The sequence below is a fragment of the Stenotrophomonas sp. T8 genome (genome assembly GCF_051853085.1).
GTDB lineage: Bacteria > Pseudomonadota > Gammaproteobacteria > Xanthomonadales > Xanthomonadaceae > Stenotrophomonas > Stenotrophomonas sepilia.
The window spans coordinates 1,500,456-1,524,003 of sequence record NZ_CP195329.1; the positions used below are offsets into that span (position 1 = coordinate 1,500,456).

Annotated in this window: 23 protein-coding genes; 14 read left to right on the forward strand and 9 right to left on the reverse strand. The window is 65.9% G+C overall.

Annotation, left to right across the window (positions count from 1 at the left end):
• Positions 1-162: 162 nt before the first annotated feature.
• The 6 genes from ACSDHM_RS07175 to ykgO all read right to left on the reverse strand — a co-directional run bounded on the left by ACSDHM_RS07175 (position 163) and on the right by ykgO (position 4,660).
• Entirely contained in the window at positions 163-1,383 is a 1,221-nt protein-coding gene (locus ACSDHM_RS07175; RefSeq protein ID WP_088496762.1) for a TraB/GumN family protein, read from the reverse strand.
• 4 nt (positions 1,384-1,387) lie between these two features.
• Positions 1,388-1,918: a GNAT family N-acetyltransferase gene (locus tag ACSDHM_RS07180; RefSeq protein ID WP_005416225.1), complete on the reverse strand. Its 531-nt coding sequence runs from the start codon at positions 1,916-1,918 to the stop codon at positions 1,388-1,390.
• 14 nt (positions 1,919-1,932) lie between these two features.
• Positions 1,933-2,820 carry a carbon-nitrogen hydrolase gene (locus ACSDHM_RS07185; protein WP_005416226.1) on the reverse strand — a complete coding sequence of 296 codons (888 nt, stop codon included), beginning with the start codon at positions 2,818-2,820 and terminating at the stop codon, positions 1,933-1,935.
• Between the two features lie 162 nt (positions 2,821-2,982).
• Positions 2,983-4,020, reverse strand: a complete 1,038-nt coding sequence (locus tag ACSDHM_RS07190) for an agmatine deiminase family protein (protein ID WP_005416227.1) — start codon at positions 4,018-4,020, stop codon at positions 2,983-2,985.
• A gap of 39 nt (positions 4,021-4,059) precedes the next feature.
• Complete coding sequence (locus ACSDHM_RS07195) at positions 4,060-4,389, reverse strand: hypothetical protein (protein WP_019336279.1); 330 nt, start codon at positions 4,387-4,389, stop codon at positions 4,060-4,062.
• 145 nt (positions 4,390-4,534) lie between these two features.
• Positions 4,535-4,660: a type B 50S ribosomal protein L36 gene (ykgO, locus tag ACSDHM_RS07200; RefSeq protein ID WP_005409283.1), complete on the reverse strand. Its 126-nt coding sequence runs from the start codon at positions 4,658-4,660 to the stop codon at positions 4,535-4,537.
• 197 nt (positions 4,661-4,857) lie between these two features.
• On the opposite strand from ykgO, the gene cmk reads away from it, so the two are divergent.
• From cmk to galU, 8 genes are all read left to right on the forward strand, one after another.
• Positions 4,858-5,535 carry a (d)CMP kinase gene (gene cmk / locus ACSDHM_RS07205; RefSeq protein WP_061477909.1) on the forward strand — a complete coding sequence of 226 codons (678 nt, stop codon included), beginning with the start codon at positions 4,858-4,860 and terminating at the stop codon, positions 5,533-5,535.
• Positions 5,536-5,733: 198 nt separating this feature from the next.
• The gene (gene rpsA / locus ACSDHM_RS07210) at positions 5,734-7,419 is read left to right on the forward strand and encodes a 30S ribosomal protein S1 (protein WP_005416230.1); all 1,686 of its coding nucleotides are present in this window, start codon (positions 5,734-5,736) and stop codon (positions 7,417-7,419) included.
• Positions 7,420-7,506: 87 nt separating this feature from the next.
• On the forward strand, positions 7,507-7,812 hold the full coding sequence (locus tag ACSDHM_RS07215) for an integration host factor subunit beta (protein WP_005409286.1): 306 nt from the start codon (positions 7,507-7,509) through the stop codon (positions 7,810-7,812).
• Between the two features lie 77 nt (positions 7,813-7,889).
• On the forward strand, positions 7,890-8,174 hold the full coding sequence (locus ACSDHM_RS07220; protein ID WP_061477908.1) for a LapA family protein: 285 nt from the start codon (positions 7,890-7,892) through the stop codon (positions 8,172-8,174).
• 6 nt (positions 8,175-8,180) lie between these two features.
• Positions 8,181-9,359 carry a lipopolysaccharide assembly protein LapB gene (gene lapB, locus ACSDHM_RS07225; RefSeq protein WP_005416232.1) on the forward strand — a complete coding sequence of 393 codons (1,179 nt, stop codon included), beginning with the start codon at positions 8,181-8,183 and terminating at the stop codon, positions 9,357-9,359.
• Positions 9,360-9,362: 3 nt separating this feature from the next.
• The gene (locus ACSDHM_RS07230; protein ID WP_072168278.1) at positions 9,363-10,352 is read left to right on the forward strand and encodes an MraY family glycosyltransferase; all 990 of its coding nucleotides are present in this window, start codon (positions 9,363-9,365) and stop codon (positions 10,350-10,352) included.
• A gap of 3 nt (positions 10,353-10,355) precedes the next feature.
• Positions 10,356-12,269: a polysaccharide biosynthesis protein gene (locus tag ACSDHM_RS07235; protein ID WP_032954120.1), complete on the forward strand. Its 1,914-nt coding sequence runs from the start codon at positions 10,356-10,358 to the stop codon at positions 12,267-12,269.
• Complete coding sequence (galU, locus tag ACSDHM_RS07240) at positions 12,266-13,144, forward strand: UTP--glucose-1-phosphate uridylyltransferase GalU (protein WP_072168277.1); 879 nt, start codon at positions 12,266-12,268, stop codon at positions 13,142-13,144. Before ACSDHM_RS07235 ends, galU begins: the two co-directional genes overlap by 4 nt.
• A 478-nt stretch (positions 13,145-13,622) precedes the next feature.
• Here galU and ACSDHM_RS07245 read toward each other — a convergent pair whose 3' ends face one another.
• From ACSDHM_RS07245 to ACSDHM_RS07255, 3 genes are all read right to left on the reverse strand, one after another.
• Positions 13,623-14,831: an acetyl-CoA C-acyltransferase gene (locus ACSDHM_RS07245; RefSeq protein ID WP_005409292.1), complete on the reverse strand. Its 1,209-nt coding sequence runs from the start codon at positions 14,829-14,831 to the stop codon at positions 13,623-13,625.
• 69 nt (positions 14,832-14,900) lie between these two features.
• Complete coding sequence (locus ACSDHM_RS07250) at positions 14,901-17,273, reverse strand: 3-hydroxyacyl-CoA dehydrogenase/enoyl-CoA hydratase family protein (protein ID WP_439426810.1); 2,373 nt, start codon at positions 17,271-17,273, stop codon at positions 14,901-14,903.
• Positions 17,274-17,312: 39 nt separating this feature from the next.
• Positions 17,313-17,966 carry a TetR/AcrR family transcriptional regulator gene (locus ACSDHM_RS07255; RefSeq protein WP_061477903.1) on the reverse strand — a complete coding sequence of 218 codons (654 nt, stop codon included), beginning with the start codon at positions 17,964-17,966 and terminating at the stop codon, positions 17,313-17,315.
• Positions 17,967-18,308: 342 nt separating this feature from the next.
• Between ACSDHM_RS07255 and ndk the strand changes: the two genes are divergently transcribed.
• From ndk to bamB, 6 genes are all read left to right on the forward strand, one after another.
• Positions 18,309-18,734 (forward strand): nucleoside-diphosphate kinase, encoded by a 426-nt coding sequence (ndk, locus tag ACSDHM_RS07260; protein WP_005409295.1) that lies wholly within the window; start codon positions 18,309-18,311, stop codon positions 18,732-18,734.
• 10 nt (positions 18,735-18,744) lie between these two features.
• The gene (rlmN, locus tag ACSDHM_RS07265) at positions 18,745-19,950 is read left to right on the forward strand and encodes a 23S rRNA (adenine(2503)-C(2))-methyltransferase RlmN (protein ID WP_005409296.1); all 1,206 of its coding nucleotides are present in this window, start codon (positions 18,745-18,747) and stop codon (positions 19,948-19,950) included.
• The gene (pilW, locus tag ACSDHM_RS07270; RefSeq protein WP_439426811.1) at positions 19,937-20,731 is read left to right on the forward strand and encodes a type IV pilus biogenesis/stability protein PilW; all 795 of its coding nucleotides are present in this window, start codon (positions 19,937-19,939) and stop codon (positions 20,729-20,731) included. The genes rlmN and pilW overlap by 14 nt, the downstream gene beginning before the upstream one ends.
• Positions 20,732-20,749: 18 nt before the next feature.
• Positions 20,750-21,619: a RodZ domain-containing protein gene (locus ACSDHM_RS07275; RefSeq protein WP_049413003.1), complete on the forward strand. Its 870-nt coding sequence runs from the start codon at positions 20,750-20,752 to the stop codon at positions 21,617-21,619.
• A gap of 65 nt (positions 21,620-21,684) precedes the next feature.
• Positions 21,685-22,323 (forward strand): YfgM family protein, encoded by a 639-nt coding sequence (locus tag ACSDHM_RS07280; protein ID WP_111007939.1) that lies wholly within the window; start codon positions 21,685-21,687, stop codon positions 22,321-22,323.
• Entirely contained in the window at positions 22,323-23,531 is a 1,209-nt protein-coding gene (gene bamB, locus ACSDHM_RS07285; RefSeq protein ID WP_439426812.1) for an outer membrane protein assembly factor BamB, read from the forward strand. The genes ACSDHM_RS07280 and bamB overlap by 1 nt, the downstream gene beginning before the upstream one ends.
• The last annotated feature ends 17 nt before the right edge of the window (positions 23,532-23,548 follow it).

Genomic DNA, 23,548 nt, shown 5'->3' on the forward strand with positions numbered 1-23,548 from the left:
GAGCCGAAGGCAGCGGCAGGAGCCGCTGCCAACGTCGCTTGCGACGGCCCGGAGGGTGTCGGCCAGGACGGCCGGCATAGCCATGCTCGGCTGCTGTTCGCCGCGTTGCGGCATCGCCCGGGCATGGGCTCGGGCGCTACAGATTCTGTGGCCGGTTGAGGCTTACCCCGCCACCTTGCCCCACACCTTGAACGTGGTCAGCCACAGGCCTAGCATGCTGCCGATGTTGGTCAGCATGAAGGTCAGCACCACGCGGGTAACGCGATTGCGGTACCAGCCCTTCAGGCTCTGCGCATCGTCGCGCAGCTTCAGGAAGTCCTCGTAGGCTGGCTTGCGCACACGCGCTTCCACCAGTGCCGAGAAGGCGCCGGTCGGGATGCTCAGGCGGAACGGCTTGAACGGGGCCACCGCGATCGCGGTGAGGATGCTCAGCGGGTGACCGCCGGCCAGAAGGCAGCCCAGGCCGGCCAGGCCGCCGGTATACATCGCCCAGGTTGCCAGCAGCTCGGTGCCTACGCCCAGGCCGCCGCGGTAGAAGCCTACGCCGATGCCGGTCGCCACGATCGCCAGGATGCCCAGCGTGAACCACGGGATGTTGCGCTTCTTCGGCACCGCCTCCAGCTCGGCGCGCAGCGGCGCCGGTGCCTCGGTGTCGGTTTCCAGGTGGCGTGCCAGACCCGCCAGGTGGCCGGCTCCGACCACTGCCAGCACTTCGCGCTGGTGCGGGTCGTGTTCTTCGCGCAGGCGGGTGGCCATGTAGCGGTCGCGCTCGCCGATGATGGTTTCGTACAGCGCCGGGCTCTCGCTGGCGAACTCACCGAAGCTCGATTCCAGCATGTCGCCCTGTTTGAGCTTCTCGATCTCGTTCTCGCCCACTTCCTCGGACGAGAACAGGCCGGCGCCGAGGCCGGCAACCAGCTTCAGCTTGCCGAAGAAGCCCAGCCGTTGCGACGCGCGGCGGAAGGTCAGGCCAACCTCGCGGTCGATCAGGTGCACCGGCAGGTTGCGTTCGCGGGCGAGTTCCACCGCACGTTTCAGCTCGGCACCGGGCTCGATGTCGAGTTGCTCGGCCAGGCGGCGCTGATAGGCGGACAGAGCCAGGTTGGCGGCGAACAGGGCGACGCGGCCCTTGCGGATCACCTCGACCAGGTCGAGCTTGGCGAGTGTGTCGGGGTCGCTCAGCGCCTGCAGGCGCTGCGGGTCCAGCTCGACGGCAACGGCATCGAAGCGGCCGCTGTCGATGGCTTTTTCAACGGCCTCGACGCTGGCGCGGGAGACGTGGGCGGTGCCCAGCAGGGTGTAGCGCACGCCGTCGCGTTCGACGACGCGCACCGGCTGGCCGGCGAACAGGTCGTCGCCGGTCTCGGGAAGGGTTTCGGTCATGGGTTCATTCATTGGAGGGTGCGGTGTCGGCGCCATCGCCGAGCGCGCGCTGCATCTGTACGGTGTCCAGCCAGCGGCCATGCTTGCGGCCGAGGCCACGGAACACGCCCACCAGCTCGAATCCGAAGCGTTCGTGCAGCTTGATCGAGGCGGTGTTGGTCGGTTCGCCGATCACCGCCACCATCTGCCGGTAGCCACGTGCCACGCAGGCGTCGATCAAGGCCTGCAGCAGGCCGGTGCCGACACCCTTGCCCTGGAACGCGGCATCGACGTAGACCGAGTTCTCCACGGTCCACTGGTAGGCAATGCGGGTGCGATAGGTGTTGGCATAGGCATAGCCAGCCACCTGGCCGTCGATCTCGGCGACCAGGTAGGGGAAGCCACGATCGATGATGTCGCGCATGCGGCGCAGCATCTCGGTCGCGTCCGGGATGTCGTACTCGTAGGTGTTGACGAAATCGGTCACTTCCACCGCGTAGATGGCGGTGATCGCGTCGATGTCGGCCGGGCCGGCATCACGGATGAGGACGGCCATGCGCGGGCTCCGGCTCAGTCGATGTAGCGCTTGAGCAGGTCGCCGTATGCATCGATGCGGCGATCGCGCAGGAACGGCCAGATGCGGCGCACATGCTCGCTGCGCTGCAGGTCGACGTCGCACAGCAGCACGGTGGCCTCGGTGCCGGCCTCGGCCAGGAACTCGCCCTGCGGGCCGAGCACGTGGCTGTTGCCCCAGAACTGGATGCCCGACGCGCCCAGCGGCGACGCCTCGTGGCCGACGCGGTTGCAGCTCAGCACCGGCAGGCCGTTGGCCACGGCGTGGCCACGGTGGCTCAGCACCCAGGCGTCGCGCTGGCGGGTCTTCTCGTCCTGCACGTCGTCCGGGTCCCAGCCGATCGCGGTCGGGTACAGCAGCAGCTCGGCGCCGGCCAGCGCCATCAGGCGCGCCGCTTCCGGGTACCACTGGTCCCAGCACACCAGCACGCCCAGGCGGCCCACCGAAGTGTCGATCGGCTTGAAGCCGATGTCGCCCGGGGTGAAGTAGAACTTCTCGTAGAAGCCCGGGTCGTCCGGGATGTGCATCTTGCGGTACTTGCCGAGCAGGCTGCCGTCCTTTTCAAACACCACCGCGGTGTTGTGGTACAGGCCGGCAGCGCGGCGCTCGAACAGCGAGCCGACCAGCACCACGCCATGCTTCTTCGCCAGTGCGCCCAGGCGCTCGGTGCTTGGGCCCGGAATGGATTCGGCCAGGTCGAATTCGTCCACCGATTCGTGCTGGCAGAAATACGGGCCGTTGTGCAGTTCCTGCAGCAGCACCAGCTTGGCACCCTGCGCAGCCGCCTCGGCCACGCGTGCTTCGATCACCGCCAGGTTGGCGGCGGCATCACCGTGGTTGCGCTCCTGGATCAGGGCGACGGTAAGGGGGCTGCGCGAGTTCATGCGGGGCGTTCCTGCGGGGGAAAACCTGCATGTTAGCGCGGATGGGCGGCGACGGCGTGTTGCGCGCTGAATGGGTGATGGTCGTGCCGGCCGCTGGCCGGCATCCCCATCAATCCGTCAGGCATTGCCTGGTTGCCGGCCAGCGGCCGGCACTCCCTTTTCTCAGACCTTCAACAACCCGGCCGGCAGCTGCATGGTGATGCAGTGCAGGCTGCCGTTCTGCCAGATCAGCGAGCGGCAAGGCACCTGCACGATCTCGCGACCCGGATGCGCCTGGGCCAGCACATCACGGGCCAGGTCGTCGGCCGGGTCGCCATAGGCCGGCATCAGCACCGCGCCGTTGACGATCAGGTAGTTGGCGTACGACGCAGCAAGACGGCGGCCTTCGTCGATCACCGGCCGCGCCCACGGCAGCGGGAACAGGCGATACGGCTGGCCGTCCTTGGTGCGCAGCGCGGCCAGCTCATTGCCCATCGCCTGCAGCTCGGCGTAGTGCGAATCGCTCTCGTCGTCGCAGGCCTGGTAGACGATGCTGTCAGCGGAGGCGAAGCGGGCGAGGGTGTCGATGTGGGCGTCGGTGTCGTCGCCTTCCAGGTAGCCGTGGTCCAGCCACAGCACGCGGTCCTGCTGCAGCCAGTCGGCCAGGTCGGCGCTCAGGCTGGCGCGGTCGCGGTCCGGGTGGCGTTCGTGCAGGCACTTCCAGGTGGTCAGCAGGGTGCCTTCGCCGTCGGTTTCGATGCCACCGCCTTCCAACGCGAACGGAATGCTGCGCACAGGGGCGTCGTTGAACACGCCAGCCTGGTCGAGCACGCCCACCAGCTGGTCATCCAGAGTGGCGTCGAACTTGCCGCCCCAGCCAGTGAAGCGGAAGTCCAGCAGCTGGAAACCGCCGTCGGCGCGGCGCAGGGTGATCGGGCCGGAGTCGCGCAGCCAGGTATCGTCGTAGGCGGCCGTGGTGAAGTGGACCTTGTCCATGTCGATGCGGTTGGAGCGCAGCCGCATTTCGGCATAGGTCTCCACATCGTCGTCGGCCACGCAGATCAGCACCGGCTGGAAGCGGGTGATGGCCGCGACCAGGGCGATGTAGGTCTCTTCCACCTGGCCCAGGCGGTCGGCCCAGTCGGTGTCGGCGGTGGGCCAGGCAATCAGGACGCCGCTCTGGGCTTCCCACTCGGCAGGAAAACGAAGGGTCTGGTTCATGGTCTCGCTACACAGGCCCGCCCACGGCGGGTAAAGGGATCAACGGATCGGTGGTTTCGGGCCGATTTCGTTCGGGTCCGCCTGGTTGGCCACCACGTCGATCACCTTCTGCTTCTCGAAGTAGACGGTGAACTGCGGGTACACCCAGCGGTTGATGGTCGGCCACTGCCGCTTCTGCCCGCCACGCGGCTGCAGTTGTTCGCTGGGCGCGCCGAACTGCGCCTGCACCTGCTGCATGCTCTGGCCGCGCACGGGCAGGGCACCGGCCGGCTTTTCGCGGGCACGGTCGACAAGCAGGGTATCGGCCAGTGCCGGTGTGGCGGCGGCCAGGGTGGCCATTACGGTCAGGGCGGACAGGTAACGCTTCATCTCGATCTACTCCCCAGTGGTCAAGAAAGGCGATTACAGCAAAAACGGCAGGAAAAAGCCGCATAAACAAAAAACCGCCCGAAGGCGGTTTCTTGCATCGGGTCGGCCCCGCGTAGGGCCAGCCGCAGCCGGAAGGCTGTGAGGCTTAGCGCTGACGCGCCTTGAAACGCGGGTTCGACTTGCAGATGACGAAGATCTTGCCACGACGACGCACGACCTTGCAGTCACGGTGACGGGCCTTCGCCGACTTCAGGGAGGACAGGACTTTCATGGCATACCTCGGCGTAAACAGTAGTTGTTCGGGTGGAGCGTGGCCGCGATATGCGAAAGACAATCGGCAGTTGACGCTCGTTCAAGCCCGCCATTCTACCGGGCTTTTCCTCATGGTTTCAAGTGGTTGCACAAAAGATCCCGCTGGGGGCGTCTGGCAGGGGCTAGAATGGCCTCTTCACACGCTCTGGGACCCCCATGAATCCACTCGCTCCCGTCCTGACCATCGACGGCCCATCCGGGGCCGGCAAGGGTACCATCAGCCGCATCATCGCGCGCAGGCTGGGCTGGCATTACCTGGATTCGGGCGCGCTGTACCGGGCGGTGGGCGTGGCCGCAAGCTGGGCCGACATCGACACCTCCGACGCCTCCGCGCTGGTCCGCTGCACCTTTGACACTCACGTTCAGTTTGTCGAGCAGGGCGATGCCATGCGAGTCATGGTCAACGGCACCGATGCCACCGACGAGCTGCGCCTGGAGACCACCGGGGCGCTGGCCTCGGCCATTGCCGCCATCCCGGAGGTCCGGGCCGCCTTGAAGGAGCGGCAGCGCGCATTCAGGGAACTGCCAGGCCTGGTCGCCGACGGCCGCGACATGGGCACGGTGATCTTTCCGGACGCTCCCTACAAGGTCTTCCTGACCGCCAGTGCCGAGGAGCGCGCCGAGCGCCGGCATAAGCAGTTGAAAGACAAGGGGGTTTCTGTTAACTTTGATGACCTCCTGCGCGAGATCATGGCCCGCGACGCCCGTGATGCTCAGCGTACCGTGGCGCCCCTGAAGCCGGCAGACGATGCTGTCCTCATCGACACCACAGGCATCGGCATCGATGATGTCGTTGCCCGAGTGATGGATCTGCTTCCGGTTCCGGCTGCCTGATCCGTTCGCGCGGGAGCACTGCCAGCCGCATCGGCAGTGGTCGCGCATAGCAGTGCTGTACCAGCCCCGTCGCGCAATGATGCGTGGCGGTTTTCCTACTACACACGACCTGCGTTTCCGGGGTCGACCAACAGGCGGGCGGTCGCCATTCCCCTGAAGGGGACGCCTCCGACCCATGTGTCCAACAGAGTAAATCTAATGACCGAATCATTTGCCGAACTGTTTGAAGCCAGCCAGGCCAACCTGGCCAAGCTGAAGCCGGGCGCCATCGTCAGCGGTACCGTTGTTGAAGTCCGCGGCGACGTCGTGGTGATCAACGCTGGCCTGAAGTCCGAAGGCATCGTGCCGATCGAACAGTTCCGTAACGACGCTGGCGAAATCGACGTCGCCGAAGGCGACATCGTCAAGGTCGCCCTCGACTCGATCGAGAACGGCTTCGGCGAAACCGTCCTGTCGCGCGAGAAGGCCAAGCGCGCGATGGTGTGGGACGAGCTGGAAGAAGCGTTGGAGAAGAACGAAACCATCACCGGCCGCATCAGCGGCAAGGTCAAGGGTGGTTTCACCGTGGACATCAAGGATGTCCGCGCCTTCCTGCCGGGTTCCCTGGTCGATGTGCGCCCGGTGCGCGATCCGGCCTACCTGGAAGGCAAGGAACTCGAGTTCAAGCTCATCAAGCTGGACCGCAAGCGTAACAACGTCGTGGTCTCGCGCCGCGCTGTCGTCGAAAGCGAGCACTCGGAAGAGCGCGAGCAGCTGATGGACAAGCTGCAGGAAGGCGCGATCCTGAAGGGTGTCGTCAAGAACCTGACCGATTACGGCGCGTTCGTGGATCTGGGCGGTATCGACGGCCTGCTGCACATCACCGACATGGCGTGGAAGCGCGTGCGTCACCCGTCGGAAGTCGTGAACGTCGGCGACGAGCTGGACGTCCGCGTGCTGAAGTTCGACCGCGAGCGCAACCGCGTTTCGCTGGGCCTGAAGCAGCTGGGCGAGGATCCGTGGGACAACATCGGTCGTCGTTACCCGGCCAACAGCCGCGTCTTCGGCAAGGTCTCCAACGTCACCGATTACGGCGCGTTCGTTGAGATCGAGCCGGGCGTCGAAGGCCTGGTGCACGTCTCCGAGATGGATTGGACCAACAAGAACGTCAACCCGTCCAAGGTTGTCCAGGTGGGTGATGAAGTCGAAGTGATGGTGCTGGACGTCGATGAAGAGCGTCGCCGCATCTCGCTGGGCATGAAGCAGGTTGCCGCCAATCCGTGGGAAACCTTCGCTGCCACCCACAAGAAGGGTGACAAGGTGTCGGGCCAGATCAAGTCGATCACCGACTTCGGCATCTTCATCGGCCTGGACGGCGGCATCGACGGCCTGGTCCACCTGTCCGACATCAGCTGGAACACCACCGGCGAAGACGTCGTTCGCAACTTCAAGAAGGGCGATACCCTGGACGCCGTCGTCCTGGCCGTCGATCCGGAGCGCGAGCGCATCTCCCTGGGCGTGAAGCAGCTGGAGCAGGATCCGTTCGGCCAGTACATGGCTGCCAATCCGAAGGGTTCCAAGGTCGAAGGCGTGGTGAAGGAAGTCGACGCCAAGGGCGCGATCATCGAGCTGGCTGACGGCATCGAAGGTTACGTCTCGGCCCGCGACATCGCCAACGAGCGCGTTGACGACGCCACCCAGCACCTGAAGGTCGGCGACAAGGTCGAAGCCAAGTTCGTGGGCATGGACCGCAAGGGCCGTACCCTGCAGCTGTCGATCAAGGCCAAGGACGACGCTGAAATGCGCGAAGTGCTGGAGGAATACCAGTCCTCTTCGGCTTCCAGCGGCACCACCCAGCTGGGCGCGCTGCTGCGTGCACAGCTGAACGGCAACAAGTCCGAGTAATCGGCCTTAGGCTGTTTGATGTTTCCTGGACGGCCCGGGCATTGCCCGGGCCGTTTCAGGCTGAGATGCCCCTGATGTGAGCCGGTAATGACCAAATCCGAACTGATCGAAATCCTTGCGCGCCGCCAGGCGCACCTGAAGGCCGATGATGTCGATCTGGCGGTGAAGTCGTTGCTGGAAATGATGGGCGGATCGCTGTCCGCCGGGGATCGCATCGAAATCCGTGGATTTGGCAGCTTCTCGCTGCACTATCGTCCGCCGCGCCTGGGTCGCAACCCGAAGACCGGCGAATCGGTTGCCCTGCCGGGCAAGCATGTCCCCCATTTCAAGCCGGGCAAGGAACTGCGCGAGCGGGTCAGCAGTGTGCTGCCGCTGGACGCCGATCCGGCCTGAGCCTGCCGTCGCGCCACCGCGTGCGAATCCAGCCGCGAGTCGGATAAGCTACGGACTCCTGCCACTGGAGCTGTCGCATGAAGGTTTTTCGTCTGCTGGTCCTGCTGGCGGTACTCATTCTTGGGTTGATCATCGGTGCCATGAACATGGACGAGATGACCATCAACCTTGTTTTCACCCAACTGAAGACCTCGGTCGGCGTGGCAATCATTGCCGCATTGCTGATCGGCGTCATCGTCGGTGCTGGCCTGGTGCTGGTGAGCGTGGTCATTCCGCTCTACGGCCAGCTGCGTCGCGCCAACAAGTCCGCTGCCGCTTCGCCGGCACCGGTTGCTTCCCCCCAATCTTTTGATGGACGTTGATCGAAGATGGATTTCGTCACCGAGTGGTTCTGGTTCTTCCTGTTCGTACCGCTGGCCGCACTGGCCGGCTGGGTGATCGGGCGGCGTGGTGGCCAACGCCACGGTGACAGCCAGGTCAGCCGCCTGTCGAGCACCTATTTCCGTGGCCTGAACTACCTGCTCAACGAGCAGCCGGACAAGGCCATCGAGCTGTTCCTGCACATCGCCGAGCTGGACAAGGAAACCTTCGAGACCCAGGTCGCGCTGGGCCATCTGTTCCGCCGTCGTGGCGAGGTCGACCGCGCCATCCGCCTGCACCAGGGCCTGGTCAATCGCCATGACCTGAGTGACGCACAACGCGTGCAGGCCCTGCTGGCCCTGGGCGAGGACTACATGAAGTCCGGCCTGCTGGACCGTGCCGAGACCGTGTTCACCGAGCTGGCCCAGCTGGATCAGCGCGCACCGCAGGCGCTCAAGCACCTGATCGGCATCTACCAGGCCGAGCGTGACTGGGAAAAGGCGATCGACAACGCCACCCGTTTCGAGGATGTCACCGGCGAGCCGATGGGCAAGCTGATCGGGCAGTTCGAGTGCGAACTGGCCGAGCGATTCCGTGGCGCCGGCAAGCTGGAAGAGGCGAGGGCAGCGATCGCCCGCGCCTATCAGGCCGACGCGATGTCGGTGCGCGCCGGCATCATCGAGGGCCGGTTGGAAACCGACGCAGGCAATCCTGAGGCCGCCGTGCGCGCCTTCGAGCGCGCCGCGCGCAACGATCCCGAATACCTGCCGGAACTGCTGCCGGCGTTGATGCAGAACTATCGCAAGGTGGGCGATCTGGCAGGTGCGCGCGCGTTCCTGTCGGAGATGACCGAGCATTACCGTGGCATTGCCCCGGTGCTGGCGCTGACCCGGCTGATGGAGGAGCAGGAAGGCGTGGCCCCAGCGCGTGCCTACCTCGGCCGCCAGCTGAAGGATCGCCCGTCGGTGCGTGGCGAGTCCGCGCTGATCGACCTCACCCTCGCCGAGGGCGCCGATTCCACCGCCACCCTGCATGACCTCAAGCACATCACTGACCAGCTGCTGGTGCGTAACCCGGCCTATCGCTGCACCCGCTGCGGCTTCGGTGCGCGTACCCACCACTGGCAGTGCCCGAGCTGCAAGGAGTGGGGAACGGTCAAGCCACTGCTGAACTACGCGGTGCTCTGATCCATGCCCTGGCTTGTGATGGGCGCGCTGCTGGGGCTCGCCCTGCTGAGTGCGGTGCTGACCTGGGCTGCACGTGGCTATGCGCTGCGCCAGCAGTTGATGGACCAGCCCGGCGAACGCCGCAGCCATAGCGTCGCTACACCGCGCGGTGGCGGCATCGCCATCGTCATCAGCCTGCTGGTGACTGCAGCCGTGGCCATCTGGGCCTGGCCCGAGAGCACGCCGACAGTACTGGTGGCCAGCCTTGGGCTGGTGCTGGTGGCCGGTATCGGCTGGTGGGACGACCACAAGCCCCTGCCAGCGATGCGTCGCCTGCTGGTGCATTTCATCGCCGCGACGCTGCTGGCCGGCCTGGTGAAGGTGAATGGCGGCAGCTGGCTGTTGGCGGCGCTGGTGCTGCTGTTCACCGCCTCACTGATCAACATCTGGAATTTCATGGACGGCATCAACGGCATTGCCGCCAGCCAGGCCGTCGTGGCGATGCTGGGGCTGGCGCCGGTGCTGCCGTGGCCGTACTCGCTGGCTGCCGTGGCCCTGGGCCTGGCCTGCCTTGGATTCCTGCCGTTCAACTTCCCTCGGGCCCGGATCTTCATGGGCGATGTCGGAAGCGGCGCGTTGGGGTACGCGGTCGCAGCGGTGCTGGCGCTCGCCAGCGTGCGTACCGATATCAACTGGATCCTGCTGCTGGTCCCGGTTTCGCCGTTCCTCGTGGACGCGGGCTTCACACTGCTGGCGCGCATCATTTCGGGACAACGCTGGATGGAACCCCATACCCAGCACGTCTACCAGCGCGCGGTGCAGGCAGGAGCCAGTCACCCCCAGGTGACAGGGATGTACTTTGCTTTGGGCCTGTTCAGTATTACAGTGTTCAATGTCTGCTCCAATTTGCAGCCGAGGTGGGAGGCTGCCGTGGCGATCGCGTGGTTCACCGCGCTGAGCGTCCTCTGGCTCCTCCTGCGCAATGGAATGCGCTACCGACAAGGAAATACCTGACTTATGGCTTCACCCTGGCGGGACAGAATCCTCGGCCTGATGCCGCGTTCGGCCATCGTCTGCCACGACCTCTTCATGGTCTGGGCATGCTGGCAGTTGCTCCATGCAGGGCGTTACTCGATCCTGCCCAACGCTCCGGCGCTGCCCCTGTGGAACGTCGATACCACCCTGGTGCTGCTGCTGCAGGGCCTGGTGTTCTGGCGCGTGGGCCTGTATCGCGGGCTATGGCGGTTCGCCAGCGTCAGCGACCTGCTGAACATCTTCAAGGCCAGCTTCATCGGCATGGTCGCCATCGTCCTGGTGCTGATGTGGAAGCGCTTCGACGGCGTGCCGATGTCGGTGCTGGTGATCTACCCGTTCGCGCTGTCGGCCCTGCTGGGCGCACCGCGCCTGCTGTACCGGGCCTGGAAGGATTACCAGGCACTGCAGTCCGATTCCAGCGCCCGCCGCGTGCTGATCCTCGGCGCTGGCCAGGCGGCGGAAACACTGGTGCGCGACCTGCGTCGTTCCGGCAACTTCGAGCCGGTCGGGCTGCTCGACGATGCACCGCACCTTCGGGGTGCCAAGCTGCAGGGCCTGCCGATCCTCGGCACCCTGGATGACGCCCCGACGGTGGTCCGCGAGACCGCTGCCAAGCTGCTGGTCATTGCCATGCCGTCACTGGACGCCGCAGGCATGCAGCGCGTTGTCGCGATCTGCGAAAGCACCGGTGTGCCGTTCCGTACCGTGCCCAAGCTCAGCGACATCCTGCAGGGTCAGTCGCTGCCGGGCCAGCTGAAGGAAGTGGCGATCGAAGACCTGCTGGGCCGCAAGCCGATCATGCCGGACTGGAACCTGATCCGCGGCTGGTTGGGTGGGCGCACTGTGATGGTTACCGGCGCCGGTGGTTCGATCGGCTCGGAGCTGTGCCGCCAGTGCGCGCGGCACGGTGCTGGTCGCATCATCCTGCTGGAGATCAGTGAACTGCTGTTGTTGACCATCGAAGGCGAGCTGCGGCGCAGCTTCCCCGATGTCGAGATCGAGGCGGTGCTGGGCGACTGTGGCGACCCTGCCGTGATCCGCCACGCGCTGTCACTGCACCCGGTCGATACCGCCTTCCATGCCGCCGCCTACAAGCACGTGCCGGTGCTGGAGCGCCAGCTGCGCGAAGCGGTGCGCAACAACATCCTGGCGACCGAGAACGTCGCCCGCGCGTGCCTGGAAGCCCGCGTGGAGCATTTCGTGTTCATTTCCACGGACAAGGCGGTCGACCCGGTCAATGCGCTGGGTGCGAGCAAGCGCTACGCCGAGATGATCTGCCAGAGCCTGGACCAGAAGTCCACGCACACCCGTTTCGTCACGGTGCGCTTCGGCAACGTGCTGGCGTCGGCCGGCAGCGTGGTGCCGCTGTTCCGCGAGCAGATCCTGCGCGGTGGTCCGGTCACGGTCACCGACCCGGAAGTCAGCCGTTACTTCATGACCATCCCCGAGGCCTGCCAGCTGATCCTGCAGGCGGCCGCGTCGGCGTCGCATGGTGCGATCTACACCCTGGACATGGGCGAGCCGGTGCCGATCCGCGTGCTGGCCGAGCAGATGATCCGCCTGACCGGCAAGCAGCCGTACAAGGACATCCAGATCATCTACACCGGCCTGCGCCCGGGCGAGAAGCTGCACGAGACCCTGTTCTATTCGGACGAAGACTACCGTTCGACCGCCCACCCGAAGATTCTCGAGGCCGGCGTGCGTACGTTCTCGCGCGACCTGGTGCTGGGCAATGTTCCGCGCCTGCGCGAGGCGATTGCCAGCTACGACACTGCCAGCATCCAGGAAATCCTGTTTGCGACGATGCCGGAATTCTCGCCAATCGAACAGGATGCTTACATTTCATCCGCTAAAGTCGTGCCCTTTCCGGCACGTGAGGCAAACAGGCACCAATGAGCAAGCGAATTCGCAAGGCAGTTTTCCCGGTGGCAGGACTGGGAACGCGTTTTTTGCCAGCAACCAAGACTGTGCCGAAGGAGATGCTGCCGATCATTGATCGGCCGCTGATCCAGTACGCCGTTGATGAAGCCATCGAAGCCGGCTGCGACACGCTGGTGTTCATCACCAACCGCTACAAGCACGCGGTCGCCGATTATTTCGACAAGGCCTACGAGCTGGAGCAGAAGCTCGAGCGCGCCGGCAAGCAGGAGCAGCTGGAGCTGATCCGGCATGTGCTGCCCAATGGCGTGCGCGCGATCTTCGTGACCCAGGCCGAGGCGCTGGGCCTCGGGCACGCAGTACTGTGTGCCAAGGCTGTGATCGGTGACGAGCCGTTCGCGGTGCTGCTGCCCGACGATCTGATCTGGAACCGCGGTGCCGGTGCGCTGAAGCAGATGGCCGACCTCAATGAAGCCAGCGGTGCCAGCGTGATCGCGGTCGAAGACGTCCCGCACGAAAAGACCGCCAGCTACGGCATCGTCGCCACTGAGGCGTTCGATGGCCGCAAGGGCCGCATTTCGCAGATCGTCGAGAAGCCGAAGCCGGAGGACGCGCCGAGTGACCTGGCAGTGGTCGGCCGCTACGTGCTGAGCCCGAAGATCTTCGAGCTGCTGGAACAGACCCGGACTGGTGCCGGCGGTGAGATCCAGCTGACCGATGCGATTGCCGAGCTGCTGAAGACCGAAGAAGTCGATGCCTATCGTTTCGAGGGCACCCGCTTCGACTGCGGTACGCACCTGGGGCTGGTGGAGGCGACGATCCGCTTCGCGCTGGACAACCCGAAGCTGGCCGGCCCCGCGCGGGAGAAGCTGGCGGCGATGCTGGCGGAGTAAGGGATTTAGCAAGCGCTCCGTCAGCGCTTTGATTGATACATGGGGGAGGGGGCGGATGGCCCTCTCCAAAACACGCCAAAGCCCTTCCATGGTGCTCGATGGCGCCATCCCTGGCGCCAACGGTTTTGGAGAGGGCCATCCGCCCCCTCTCGACAGTTTCCTGCGGGCGCGGACGGGAAGGGCGGAATCAAAGGCAGAAGCAAAAGCAAAAAAGGCAGCCATAGGCTGCCTTTTTTGCTTGTTGGGGTCAGAGCCCTTTGCGTAGCAAAGGGCTCTGACCCCGGCTCTTGGCTTGCCTTTGCTCACCCTTCCGCCGAGCGGAATGCCGGGTGGCGCGGGTGGGTGAGGCTGACCGGGACTGTCAGCGGCATGGATGCCGCTGCCAAGCCCCCAGGGACGGGTTTACGGCGTGTCCCGGGCAGCCTCACCCACCCGGGCCCCACAGCCAACCAACAATCAGCCGGAAACGCTTTGAACCTTACAGCGCCTCGAAAATACCCGCCGCACCCATGCCGGTGCCGATGCACATCGTCACCATGCCGTACTTCTGCTGGCGACGACGCAGGCCGTGCAGCAGGGTCGCGGTACGGATCGCGCCGGTCGCGCCCAGCGGATGGCCCAGGGCGATCGCGCCGCCCAGCGGGTTGACCTTGCTCGGGTCCAGGCCGCAATCGCGGATCACTGCCAGCGACTGCGCGGCGAAGGCTTCGTTCAGTTCAATCCAGTCCAGCTGGTCCTGGGTCAGGCCGGCCTGCTTCAGGGCCTTCGGGATCGCGGCGATCGGGCCGATGCCCATCACTTCCGGGCGCACGCCGGCCACCGAGAAGCTGACGAAACGGGCCAGCGGGGTCAGGCCGTAGTCCTTGATCGCCTGCTCCGAGGCCAGCAGCACGGCACCGGCGCCATCGCTCATCTGCGACGAGTTGCCGGCGGTGACGGTGCCGCCGAACTGGCCGTTGCGGAACACCGGGCGCAGCTTGGCCAGGCCTTCAGCGGAGGAATCCGGGCGCGGGCCCTCGTCGGTGTCGGCGATCTTGTTGCGGGTGATGATGCGCTGGCCATCGGCCAGGTCCGGCAGGTGCGAGACGATCTCGTACGGGCTGATTTCGTCCTTGAACTCGCCGTTCTGGATCGCCGCCATGGCCTTCTGGTGCGAGGCCAGGGCGAACGCGTCCTGGTCTTCGCGCGAGACCTTCCACTCTTCGGCCACCTTCTCGGCGGTGATGCCCATGCCGTAGGCGATGGCGACGTGGTCGTTGTCGAACACGCTCGGTGCCATGGCGATCTTGTTGCCCATCATCGGCACCATCGACATCGACTCGGTGCCGCCGGCCAGCATCAGGTCGGCGTTGCCCAGGCGGATCGCGTCGGCGGCCTGCGCCACGGCCTGCAGGCCAGAGGAGCAGAAGCGGTTCACGGTCTGTGCGGCGATGGTGTTCGGCAGGCCGGCCAGCAGCACGCCGATGCGCGCCACGTTCATGCCCTGCTCGGCTTCCGGCATGGCGCAGCCGATGATGGCGTCATCGATGCGGTTGACGTCCACGCCCGGGGCCTGGGCGACGACGCTGCGCAGCACGTGCGCAAGCATGTCGTCGGGGCGGGTGTTGCGGAACATGCCCTTGGGCGCCTTGCCAACCGGGGTACGGGTGGCGGCGACGATGTAGGCGTCCTGGATTTGCTTGGTCATTGCAGTGATCTCTTGAATAGGGGTTGGAAGAGGTTGCCGGCCAGCGGCCGGCACTACCGATGTCTTCCGTCAGTTCCGCAGCGGCTTGCCGGTCTTGAGCATGTGCGCGATGCGGGCCTGGGTCTTTTCCTGCTGGGCCAGTTCGACGAAGTGCTTGCGCTCCAGGGTCAGCAGCCACTCTTCGTCGACCAGGGTGCCGCGATCGACCTTGCCGCCGCACAGCACGGTGGCGATGCGCTCGGCGATCTCGTAGTCGTACGGGCTGATGAAACGGCCTTCCAGCATGTTGACCAGCATCATCTTGAAGGTGGCGATACCCACGTCACCGGCGACCTGGATGCGGCGTGCCGGCAGCGGCGGACGGTAGCCGGCTTCGGCCAGGGCGCGTGCTTCGGCCTTGGCGATGTGCAGGGCCTCGTACCTGTTGAACACCACCTTGTCGGTGCTGCGCAGCAGGCCCAGCTCCTTGGCGTTGACCGCCGAGTTGGACACCTTGGCCATCGCCACGGTCTCGAAGGTCTTCTTCAGTTCGGCGAACACGTCGCCACCCGGGCCCGCAGCCTGCGAGGCGCGCACCGCCAGTTCCTTCAGGCCGCCACCGGCCGGCAGCAGGCCGACACCGGCTTCGACCAGGCCGATGTAGCTTTCCAGGAAGGCCACGGTCTTGGCGCTGTGCATCTGGAACTCGCAGCCACCACCCAAGGCCAGGCCGCGCACGGCGGCCACCACCGGCACCAGCGAGTACTTGATGCGCTGGCTGGTGCGCTGGAAGTTGGCGACCATCTCTTCGAACTGGTCGACCTTGCCGGCCTGCAGCAGGCCCAGTGCACCGGCCAGGTCGGCACCGGCGGAGAAGGGTTCCTTCTGCTGCCAGATCACCAGGCCCTGGAAGTCCTTCTCGGCGCGGCTGACGCATTCCTGCAGGCCATCCAGCACCTGGTCGGACACGGTGTTCATCTTGGTCTTGAAGCTGACCACGGCGATGCCGTCAGCGTCGTGCCACATGCGCAGGCCGTCGTTCTCGAACACGGTCTCGCCCGGCGCGAACTTCTCGCCCAGCAGCGGATCCGGGAAGCGCTGGCGCTGGTACACCGGCAGCGACGAGCGCGGCAGCTTGGCGTTGCGCGACGGGCTGTAGCTGCCCTCGGCGGCGTGCACGCCATCGCGGCCATCGAACACCCAGTCCGGCAGCGGTGCGTTGCTCATGCTCTTGCCGGCCACGATGTCATCGGCGATCCACTGCGCGACCTGCTTCCAGCCGGCGGCCTGCCAGGTTTCGAACGGGCCCAGCGACCAGCCGTAGCCCCAGCGGATGGCCAGGTCGACGTCGCGCGCGGTCTCGGCGATGTCGGCCAGGTGGTAGGCGCTGTAGTGGAACAGGTCGCGGAAGGTCGCCCACAGGAACTGCGCCTGCGGGTGCTGGCTTTCCCGCAGCTTGGCGAACTTCTCGGCCGGGTTCTTGATCTTCAGGATCTCGACCACTTCCGGGGCGGCGGTGCGGTCGGCCGGGCGGTAGTCCTGCTTCTCCAGGTCCAGCACGACGATGTCCTTGCCGACCTTGCGGAAGATGCCGGCGCCGGTCTTCTGGCCCAGCGCGCCCTTGGCAATCAGCGCGTCCAGCCACTTCGGGGACTTGAAGAATTCATGCCACGGGTCATTCGGCAGGGTGTCGCCCATGGTCTTGATGACGTGCGCCATGGTGTCCAGGCCGACCACGTCCGAGGTGCGGTAGGTGGCCGACTTCGGGCGGCCGACCAGGGGGCCGGTCAGGCCGTCCACTTCGTCGAAGCCCAGGCCGAACTGCTGGGTATGGTGGATGGTCGACAGGATCGAGAACACGCCGATGCGGTTGCCGATGAAGTTCGGGGTGTCCTTGGCGTACACCACGCCCTTGCCCAGGGTGGTGACCAGGAAAGCTTCCAGGCCTTCCAGCACGGCGGCATCGGTGGTGGTGGCCGGGATCAGCTCGGCCAGGTGCATGTAGCGCGGCGGATTGAAGAAGTGCACGCCGCAGAAGCGGTGGCGCAGCTGCTCGGGCAGCACGTCGGCGAGCTTGTTGATGCCCAGGCCCGAGGTGTTGGAGGCCAGCACCGCGTGGTCGGCCACGAACGGGGCGATCTTCTTGTACAGGTCCTGCTTCCAGTCCATGCGCTCGGCGATGGCCTCGATGATCAGGTCGCAGTCCTTCAGCTGCTCCAGGCCGGACTCGTAGTTTGCCGGGGTGATGGCTTCGGCAAGCGACTTGCTGGCCAGCGGCGCGGGACTCAGCTTGCCCAGGTTGGCGATCGCCTTCAGCACGATGCCGTCGGCCGGACCTTCCTTCGCAGGCAGGTCGAACAGCACGGTGTCGACGCCGGCGTTGGTGAGGTGGGCGGCGATCTGGGCACCCATGACGCCGGCACCCAGCACGGCGGCGCGGCGGACTAGCAGGGAATTGGACATGGTGTAGGGCCTTTGTTGGTCAGCAGTTACTGGGTGGAATCAAACGGAAGCGGGCAGGGCGCTGGCGCGTGCGGCGGCGCGGAACCCGGCTTCGGCGAAATGGATCAGTTCGTGGGCGGCATGGGCACGATGCGCCGCTTCGGTGACACCGGCGGGACGCTTGATCAGCCCGAAGTCGGCCATGGCATAGGTGAGCGAACCGGCCAGGAAGTCCAGGCGCCAGTACAACTCTTCCTTGCTCAGGCCGGGCACGCATTCGCCGATGGCCTTGCCGAATGCACGCAGCACGTGGCCGTAGTGGTCGGACAGGAACTTGCGCAGGTTGTCGTTCTTCTCGGCATAGGCGCGGGCGATCACGCGCACGAAGGCGCCGCCGTTCTGGCGGTCCTGGGCCAGCGCCAGGGCCGGCTCGACGAAGGCGGCCAGCACCGGGCGCAGTTCGCCAGGGTGCTCGGCGCGGGCGCGTTCGAGCTGAGACAGGCGGGCGCCGGTCATCTCGTCCATGCGGCGGCGGAATACCTCGTTGACCAGGTTTTCCTTGGAACCGAAGTGGTAGTTGACCGCCGCGATGTTGACGTCGGCCTGGCTGGTGACCTGGCGCAGCGAGGTGCCGGCGAAGCCGTGCTGTGCGAACAGTTCCTCGGCCGCGCCGAGGATCCGGTCCTTGGTCGAGAAGTGTGCGGGCTTGGCCATCGGTGGGCGGACCTTAATCAAACGATTGTTTGATACTAGAACCAGACGGTAGCGTATGGCATTTTGCAGTGCAGCAAAATTGCCCGGGCCGGTCAGATTTCACTCAGGTGGGTGAATGGGTGGATCTGAACCTGTAGAGCCGAGCCCATGCTCGGCTGCTCTTTCCAAAGGTCAGCCGAGCATGGGCTCGGCTCTACAGGAGGGCCGCAGGCCCTCTACCACCCAGCCGCGTTATCTTTTACAATTCGCCTACGTTTATCAGGCTAAGCCCGCGTCCCGACGCGGGTTTTTTTCATGTTACCCTTCGGGCCATCAGCGGCCCGATTCCATTGGAGACATCCCATGGCGCTGGAGCGCACCCTTTCGATCATCAAGCCGGACGCCGTTGCCAAGAACGTCATCGGCGAAATCTACGCCCGCTTCGAGAAGGCCGGCCTGAAGGTCGTGGCCGCCAAGTACAAGCAGCTGTCCCGCCGTGAAGCCGAAGGCTTCTACGCCGTGCACCGCGAGCGTCCGTTCTTCAACGCGCTGGTCGAGTTCATGATCTCCGGCCCGGTGATGATCCAGGCCCTGGAAGGCGAGAACGCCGTCCTGGCCCACCGCGACCTGCTGGGCGCCACCAACCCGAAGGAAGCCGCGCCGGGCACCATCCGCGCCGACTTCGCCGAATCCATCGATGCCAATGCCGCCCACGGCTCGGACTCGGTCGAGAATGCCGCGATTGAGATCGCCTACTTCTTCGCCGCCACCGAAGTCGTCTCGCGCTGAGAGTAATGCCGTGAACGAGGTCGTACAGTCCCCCGCCATCCAGCCGCTGCCGAAGTCGGCACCCACGGCTGGCAAGCAGAACCTGCTCGACCTCGATCGCGCGGGCCTGGAGAAGTTTTTCGTCGAGGTCCTCGGCGAAAAGAAGTTCCGTGCCCATCAGGTGATGAAGTGGATCCACCATCGCTACGTCACCGACTTCGATGAAATGACCGACCTCGGCAAGGTCCTGCGCGCCAAGCTGCAGGCCCATGCCGAGGTGCTGGTTCCCAACATCGTGTTCGACAAGCCCTCCGCCGACGGCACCCACAAGTGGCTGCTGGCGATGGGCGTGGATGGCAAGAACGCCATCGAGACCGTGTACATCCCGGACAAGACCCGTGGCACGCTGTGCGTGTCCTCGCAGGTCGGTTGCGGCCTGAACTGCACGTTCTGCTCCACCGCCACCCAGGGCTTCAACCGTAACCTGACCACCGCCGAGATCATCGGCCAGGTGTGGGTTGCCGCACGCCACCTGGGCAACGTGCCGCACCAGATGCGCCGCCTCACCAACGTGGTGATGATGGGCATGGGCGAGCCGCTGATGAATTTCGACAACGTCGTGCGCGCCATGAGTGTGATGCGCGACGACCTGGGCTACGGCCTGGCCAACAAGCGCGTGACCCTGTCGACCTCTGGCCTGGTGCCGCAGATCGACCGCCTGTCTGCCGAAAGCGACGTGTCGCTGGCGGTGTCGCTGCATGCGCCGAACGACGCGCTGCGCGAGACGCTGGTGCCGCTCAACAAGAAGTACCCGATCGCCGAGCTGATGGCCTCGTGTGCACGCTACCTGCGCGCCAACAAGCGCCGCGAGTCGGTCACCTTTGAATACACCCTGATGAAGGGCATCAACGACAAGCCTGAGCATGCCCGGGAGCTGGCCCGCCTGATGCGCCAGTTCGACAACGCGGTGCAGGCCAAGGATTCGGGCAAGGTCAACCTGATCCCGTTCAACCCGTTCCCGGGCACCCGCTACGAGCGTTCGGAAGAAGCGCACATCCGCGCCTTCCAGAAGATCCTGCTCGACAGCAACGTGCTGACCATGGTCCGCCGCACCCGTGGCGACGACATCGATGCCGCCTGTGGCCAGCTCAAGGGCCAGGTGATGGACCGCACCCGCCGCCAGGCGGAGTTCAACAAGACGCTGCAGGCGGGGAAGGGGAGCGATGCCGCGGCCTGACCGCCTCTGGCTGGTTCTGTTCGCGGGCGTGCTGGCCGTTGCGGTCGGCGGCTGCAAATCCCATCCCAAGGCCAAGCTTGGGCCGAGCCAGGCGCCGGTCTATTCGGTGGCTGACCCGGAAAGCGTGCGGCGCGAAGTGCGCTGGCGCGACCTGTTGACCCTGGCGACCCGTGACATGCAGGTCGGCAATCTCGACGCCGCCGAGCGCAAGGTGCGCGAAGCGCTGAAGCTGGCGCCCGAGGCGCCCGAGGCGCCCGATGCGCTGGTGCTGCAGGCCGGCATCGATGACCGTCGTGGCCGCACCCGCCAGGCGGGCGAGAATTTCCGCAAGGCCGCCGAGCTGGCGCCGCAGCGCGGGGACGTGCTCAACAACTACGGTGCCTGGTTGTGCCAGCAGGGCCAGCCGGCCGAATCGCTGGTCTGGTTCGACCGGGCGCTGCAGGCGCCGGGCTATGCCACCCCGGGCGAAGCGCAGGCCAATGCCGGCAGCTGCGCACTGGACGCTGGGCAGCTCGAACGTGCCGAGCGCGACCTGCGCGCGGCACTCGTCGCGGCGCCGGCCAACCCGGTGGCGCTGGAGTCGATGGCCCAGCTGAGCTTCCGCCAGGGCCGCTACATGGAGGCCCGGGCCTTCGCCGAACGTAGGATTGCGGCTGCACCCGCAACGCGTTCCGTGTTACAACTTGCGTCTCAAATCGAAGCGAGGCTGGGCGATCAGGCGGCATCTGATCGCTATCTGCAGCGGATTCGACAGGAATTTCCGCAGGAAGCGGGCTCCTAACTCCAGGGTTGATGCATTGTGATTGATGACCAGACTGTGAGCGCTCTCGAGACTGCGGCCGGCTGCGGCACCCGCCTGCGCCAGGCCCGTGAAGCGGCCGGACTGACCCTCGAAGATGTCGGCTCGCGCCTGCGCATGCCGGTCCAGGTGGTCAAGTCCCTGGAAGAGGAACAATGGCAGAAGCTGGGGGCGCCGGTGTTCGTGCGCGGCCAGCTGCGCAGCTATGCGCGCCTGCTCGACGTGGACGTGGGCGAGCTGCTGGAGCAGGCCCAGGTCGGCCCGGTGGTTCCGCCCACCCTGGTCAGCCATACCCATACCCCGCGTGCGCGCCGCATCGCCGAGAACCTCGGCCGGCGCGTGCTGTATGTCGGCATCACCGCCGTGCTGGCGGTGCCGGTGTGGTTCGCCACCCGTGGCCACTTCGACGGCAGCGCGACCCCGTCGCCGAGCACCGCCTCGCTGGACGTGATCCCGGCCGCCGTGCCGGTCACGCCGTCCGCAGCCGGTAGCGAGACGGCCGCCCCGGCCGAAGCAGCCACGGCCCCGGCCAGCAAGCCGGCGGCCACCCCTTACGTCGCCTCGCTGGCCCCGGTGCCGCGCCCGGCGCCGGCCCCGGCTGCCGGCAATGCGCTGGAAATGCAGTTCAGCGGCGACAGCTGGGTCGACATCGGCGGCCCGGACGGCAGCACCGTCGAGAAGGCACTGATCAAGTCCGGCGAGACCCGCAGCTTCACGCCGGGCCAGGTGACCCGGGTGACCCTGGGCAACGCCTCGGCGGTCCAGGTTCAGCAGAACGGCGCTATCGTCGATCTGACCCCCTACCAGCGAGCCAACGTGGCACGCTTTCAGGTATCCTCTGAAGGCTCCGTAGTCCCGGTTTCGCACTGAGGCGCGGTTTCACCACCTTCGATTAAACCCAATGGTCCCTCCCGACGGGCGGGGCGAGAGTACGCATGGCGATCGACGATCTGCTCGACGAGCACGAACAAAGTGAACGCGTCCGCAGCTGGCTGCGGAAGAATGGCGCCAGCATCCTCGGTGGCGTAGTCATCGCCATCGGTGCCATTGCCGGCTGGCAGTGGTACCAGAAGGATCAGGGCAGCAAGCTGGCCTCGGCCAATGTCGAGTACCAGAAGGCCCTGCAGGGCCTGCAGCAGAACAAGCTTGACGACGCCGCCAAGGCGGTCAAGGCGCTCGAAGCCGGCCCGTCCAGCATCTACGGCGACCTCGCGGCGCTGCAGCTGGCCAAGGCCCAGGTCGACGCCGGCAAGAACGAAGAAGCACTGGCCACCCTGCGCAACGTGAAGGTCGAAGGCGACCTGCAGCGCGTGGTCGACCAGCGTGTGGCCCGCCTGCTGGTGGCCACTGGCAAGAGCGACGAGGCCATCAAGCTGCTGGGCAGCGCCACCGACAGCAGCAGCCTGGAAATCCATGGCGATGCGCTGATGGCGCAGGGCAAGCGCGATGAGGCCCGTGCACAGTACGAGAAGGCGCTGAAGACGCTGGACGTGGCAGCGCCGCAGCGGCGCCTGCTGGAAACCAAGGTTATGGACGCCGGCGGCACCGTTGCCGCCCCTGCGGAGTCGGTTTGATGAGTCAGAAGGTCATGATCACCCGCGTCGCCACCGTGCTCCTGATGGGCATGGCCCTGACCGGCTGCGGCACCATGAAGGGCTGGTTCGCCGGCAAGGACGCGGCGGCGAAGAAGGCACAGGAACCGGCTGAGCTGGTCAAGTTCGAGCCGACCGTGAAGGTCAGCAAGATCTGGTCGGTCAACCTCGGCAAGGGCGAGCGTCGCATCGGTGTGCGCCAGGGCCCGGCGGTGGCCAACGGCCACGTGTTCGCTGCGGCGATCACCGGTGGCGTGCACGCCATCGACCTGCAGACCGGCAAGAAGGTCTGGACCTGGGAGCCGAAGAAGGAAAAGAAGAAGGCCAGGCTGCGCTTGTCCGGCGGCCCGGGTGTCGGTGAGAACCTGGTCGTGATCGGCACGCTGGATGGCCAGGTCATCGCGCTGGACATCAACGACGGCAGCGAGAAGTGGCGCGCCCGTGTTCCGGGTGAAGTGATCGCCGCGCCGGCCGTTGCCCAGGGCATGGTCTACGTGCGCAGCAACGACGGCCGCGTGACCGCCTTCGATGTCGGCAACGGCACCCAGAAGTGGTTCAACCCGAGCGAGCTGCCGGCGCTGACCGTGCGCGGCAACGCGCCGGTGGTGACCGGCCCGGGCGTGTTGTTCATCGGCAAGGACGAGGGCGCGGTTGCGGCCCTGGCCCAGCAGGATGGCCGCACGCTGTGGGAACAGAACCTCGGCAACGGCGAAGGCCGCACCGAGCTGGAGCGCATGGCGGACGTCGACGGCGCACCGGTGCTCGATGGCAACACCCTGTACGTGAGCAGCTTCAAGAACCAGACCATGGCCATCGAAGGCCCGACCGGTCGCCCGCTGTGGGCGCGCGACCATGGCGGCGCAGGTGGCGTGGCGGTGTCGTCGGGCAATGTGTTCGTGACCGACAACAAGGGCGGCGTGTTCGGCCTGGACAAGGCCAGCGGCGCAGCCATGTGGTCGCAGACGGCACTGGCCCGTCGCTCCCTGACCGGCCCGGCACTGCACGGCGACTACGTCGTGGTCGGTGACTACAAGGGATACGTGCACTGGTTGCAGGCCTCCGATGGTGCGATGGCGGCACGGGCAAAAAGTGGCGGCGACGCCCTGCTGGCCCAGCCGGTCGTCGTAGACGGTGTGCTGCTGGTGCAGAACGTGGATGGCAAGCTGACCGCCTTCCGGTTGGCAAACTAAAAAATTGGAGTAATCGC